This is a genomic window from Streptomyces synnematoformans (assembly GCF_039531005.1).
GTDB lineage: Bacteria > Actinomycetota > Actinomycetes > Streptomycetales > Streptomycetaceae > Streptomyces > Streptomyces synnematoformans.
In genome coordinates this window covers 1-4,242 of record NZ_BAAAPF010000447.1, presented here as the reverse complement: position 1 = coordinate 4,242, position 4,242 = coordinate 1, and the positions used below count along the sequence as shown (strand labels likewise).

Here is a 4,242-nt window from a genome sequence, read left to right as displayed (position 1 = left end):
GTCGGGGGCGGGGTGGGCGCCGCCCTGGCCGGGGGCGGCCTGCTGCGGGATACGGGCGCGCTCGGCGTCGCCCGCGGCGGCGACGGCGGTCGCGGGGCCGGCCGCGGCGGCGGGGGCGGCGGGGGCGCCGTCGTCCGGGACGCGGCGGCCGTCGATGTCCTCCTGGACGGCGTCGGGCACCGCGCGGTAGCCGGTGCAGCGGCACAGGTTGCCGCTGAGCGCCCGGCGGGCCTCCAGCTCGCTGGGCGTGTGGTTGCCCTCCAGCAGGTCGTGCACGGTCATCGCCAGGCCCGGCACGCAGAACCCGCACTGCACCGCGCCCGACGCCGCCAGCGCCCGCTGGACGTCGGAGTGCACGCCCTGGTCCGCCAGGCCCTCGACGGTGCGGATCTCCGCGCCCGCGGCCGTCGCCGCCGGCACCAGGCACGCCGCCACCAGCCGGCCGTCGACCTTCACCGAGCACGCGCCGCACTCGCCCTGCGAGCAGCCGTCCTTCGCGCCCGCGAGCCCGAGCCGCTCGCGCAGCACGTACAGCAGCGACTCCCCGATCCACGCGCCGGTGACCGGGCGGTCGGCGCCGTTCACGCGGAGCACGTACGAGGCCAGCGGGTGTTCGTCGGGCGGCGGGGCGGGGGCGCTGAGCGGGACGGGGACCGGCTCCTCGGGCCCGGCGGTGTCGGGGCCCGCGCCGGTGTCGGCGTCCGTGCCGGTCGCGGCGTCCATCCCGGCGTCCGTCGCGGCGTCCGTCCCCGGGTCCGGGTCCGGGCCGTCCTCCGTCCACCCGGGCACGTGCCCGGCCCCCGGCGGCGTGTGCTCCCTGGCGTCGCCGTCCGGCTGCCCGGCGGCCGGGGAGCGGTCGTGCAGCGCGTACTCGCCGGAATCCTCCGGCAGGTCGTCGGGGGCGGTCGGGATCGACCAGGACGGCGCCGTGCGCTCGCCCGGCCGCACCGGGCGCCACGCGCTGATCTGCCCCTCGACGGGCGGCCCTTCGCGGTCGGCGGGGTGCGGCGCGGGTCCCGGGGGGACGTCGCCGTAGGAGCCGTCGCCGTACGGGCCGTCGCCGCCGTCGGCGTGGGCGGCGGCCCCGGGCCACGGGTCCGCGCCCGGGTCGTGGTCGGCCGGGTAGCCCGCGGGCCCGGCGCTCCACCGGGCGCCGTCGTGGTCCGCGTCCCGCGGCGGTCCGTACGGGGCGGCGCCGGGGCCCGGTTCCGTCCCCGCCGCGCCCTGCGCGTACGCCTCGGCCCCGGCCGCCGTCGCCCCGCGCCGGCTCTCCGCCACCGCGCGCATGCCCGCCTGCCCGAAGCCGCCCGCCCCGGGCCCGCCCCCGGGCCGCCGGCCCGCACCCGGACCGGCTCCCTGCTCGTACCCGTACGCCTCGTCCGGGCCGTACTCCTCGGGGACCCCCTGTGCCTCCTGGCCCTGCAGCCCGTCCGGGATCTGGAACTGCCCCGTCTCCCCCGGGTCCGTCGCCGGGACCGCTATCGGCGGCGGCACGTACCCGTGCCCCGGCGCGGCCAGCGGCGCGCCCGCGTCGCCCTCGGGGAACACCTCCGGCGGCAGCTGCACGAACGCCGTGGCGTCCGGGTCGCCGTCCGCGCCCTGCGGCATCGGCTGCCAGCCGCCGGCGCCGTACTGCGGCTGCTGCTCTCCGTCCGTCCGGTCCCGGCTCACGACAGCGCCCTCCCCAGTGCCCGGCGCGCCAGCGCCGACACCGTCCGCCGCAGGTGCAGCGCCGCCGCCGGCAGCCGCGGCGGCTCCTCGCCCTCCGCCGCGGGCGGCGGGTCGGGGATGCACGCGGCGGCGACGTACTCGCCGAAGGCCGCCAGCGCCTCCGGGGGCAGCCCGCGGTGGCCGTCCCAGTCCATCAGGCCGGCGACCCACTGCTCGGCCTCCATCGGCCGCAGCGGCGTCGGCGCCACCGCGCCGACGGCACACCGCACCGAGCGGTGCGCCGGGTCGAGCACCAGCGCGACCGAGGCGACGGCGCGCCCAGGCCCGGTGCGCCCGGTGGCCTTCAGGAACACCTGCGGGGCGTGCAGCAGCGGCGCCCGTACGAACGCGACCAGCTCGCCGGGGCGCAGCATCTCCACGCCCGCGAGCAGGTGGCTGACCGGGATCTCGCGGTGCCCGCCGGTGGTCTCGGCGATCACCACGGTGGCGTCGAGCGCGGCGAGCACCGGGAGGGCGTCGCCGGTGCGGTCGGCGGAGGCGATGTTGCCGCCGAGCGTGCCGGCGTTGCGCACCTGCGGCGGGCCCGCGGCGCGGGCGGCGGCGGCGAGCGCCGGGATGAGCGCGGCGAAGTCGGGCCGGCCGATGCGCGCGTGGGTCAGGCCGCTGCCGAGGAGGGCGGCGCCGTCCTGGTAGTGCCAGCCGCGCAGCTCGCTGATCCGGCCGAGGCCGACGAGGGCGGAGGGGCGCAGCAGACCGGCGTTGACGGCGGCCATGAGGTCCGTCCCGCCGGCGACGGGCACGGCGGCGGGCATGGCGGTGAGCGCCGCGACCGCTTCGTCGAGCGAGTCCGGCAGCACCACCGTCTGCGCGGCCTGCGGTGCATGCGTGGTCAACCCTGCTGCCCCTTCCGCAGTGTCCCCCCTGGAGTTCCGGCCGTTCCGCCGTACGGTACGGGCTCCCGGCCGGGACGAGGCAACTCTGGCACATCCGTCACGGTCCGGGGCCGCCTGAAGGCGGCGCGGAAGAACACGAGCGTACCCCGCTCGGCACCCAACTCGCGGGCCCGGATTGGCACCTCGTCGGCGCCGAGTGGGGATTGTCACTCTTCGGGGAGTCTTGTACGACTTCCGGAGCAGCGCGGCGGCTCACACGATCGGGGGCGGCCCTTCGATCGGGCGTCCGAGCACCCCCGGGCGCTGCTGCCAGGGCCGCGGGCCGCCGGGCGGGCGGTAGTCGACGCCGAGCGCGTCGAGGCGCCCGTAGTGCTCCTCCATGCGGGCCGCGAAGCCGGCGAAGTCCCGCTCCGCGGACGGCGGCAGCGCGGACCAGGCGACCTCGGCGAAGGCGGCGAGCCGCGGATACACCTGGTAGTCGAAGCGCTGCGGGCTCTCCAGCACCTCGCTCCAGACGTTGGCCTGGGTGCCGATGACGTGCTCCGCCGCGGCATCGTCGCTCTGCAGCTGCGGCGGCACGGGCTCGAAGCGGTAGACGTCCTCCAGCGTGCGCACCTGCGCGATGGGCACGGGCTCCTCCGGGGCGCCCGATTCGCGGTAGTTGAGGTAGACCTGCTGCTCGGGGCACATGACGACGTCGTGGCCCGCGCGGGCGGCGGCGATGCCGCCGGCGTAGCCGCGCCAGGAGGAGACGGTGGCGCCCTCCGCGAGGCCGCCTTCGAGGATCTCGTCCCAGCCGATGAGGCGCCGGCCGCGGTCGGCGAGCCAGCGGTCGAAGTGCCGGATGAACCACGACTGCAGCTCGTCCTCGTCGGCCAGGCCCAGCTCGCGGATGCGGGCCTGGGCGGCCGGCGAGGACTTCCACTGGTGCTTGGGGCACTCGTCGCCGCCGACGTGCACGAAGGCGCCGGGGAAGAGGTCGAGCACCTCCTCCAGGACGCCCTCGTAGAAGCGCAGCACCTCCTCGGTCGGCGCGAGGACGTTCTCCGACACCCCCCACTCGCACCAGACGCCGAGCGCCGCGGTGTCGACGACGTCGGTGTTGCCGAGCCAGGGGTAGGCGTGGATGGCGGCCTGCGAGTGGCCGGGGATGTCGATCTCCGGGACGACGGTGATGTGCCGGGCGGCGGCGTACGCGACGATCTCGCGGATGTCGTCCTGGGTGTAGTAACCGCCGTGCGGGCGCTCGTCCCACACGTCGGAGGCGCGGTGGCCGACCTTGGTGCGCGGGCGCCAGGCGGCGTCCTCGGTGAGCTTGGGGTGGCGCTTGATCTCGATGCGCCAGCCCTGGTCGTCGGTGAGGTGGAAGTGCAGCACGTTGAGCTTGTGCGCGGCCATCAGGTCGAGGTGGCGCAGCACCTCGCGCTTGGTGAGGAAGTGCCGGGAGACGTCGAGCATGAAGCCGCGCCAGCCGAACCGCGGGGCGTCCTCGATCCGGCAGTGCGGCAGTTCCCAGGTGCGCGCGCGGAGGGGGGCGGTGCGGTACGCCTCGGGGCCGAGGAGCTGGCGCAGGGTCTGCGCGCCCCAGAAGAGCCCGGCGGGGCCGCCGCCGGTGATCCGTACGCCGTCGGGGCCGACGGTCAGCCGGTACGCCTCGGGGCCGGCCGCGCCCGCGGCG

3 protein-coding genes are annotated in these 4,242 nt (G+C 77.7%); all 3 read right to left on the bottom strand.

The window, feature by feature from the left end; all coding sequences use genetic code 11:
- Positions 1–1,671 (bottom strand): 2Fe-2S iron-sulfur cluster-binding protein (locus ABD317_RS34080; protein ID WP_344295243.1); only part of this gene is annotated, 1,671 nt, incomplete at its 3' end.
- Positions 1,668–2,564, bottom strand: coding sequence for an FAD binding domain-containing protein (locus tag ABD317_RS34075; RefSeq protein ID WP_344295240.1), 897 nt, complete (start codon positions 2,562–2,564; stop codon positions 1,668–1,670). The genes ABD317_RS34080 and ABD317_RS34075, both read right to left, overlap by 4 nt.
- Before the next feature lie 252 nt (positions 2,565–2,816).
- Positions 2,817–4,242: beta-N-acetylhexosaminidase (locus ABD317_RS34070; protein WP_344295237.1), on the bottom strand; the 1,426-nt coding region annotated here is incomplete at its 5' end.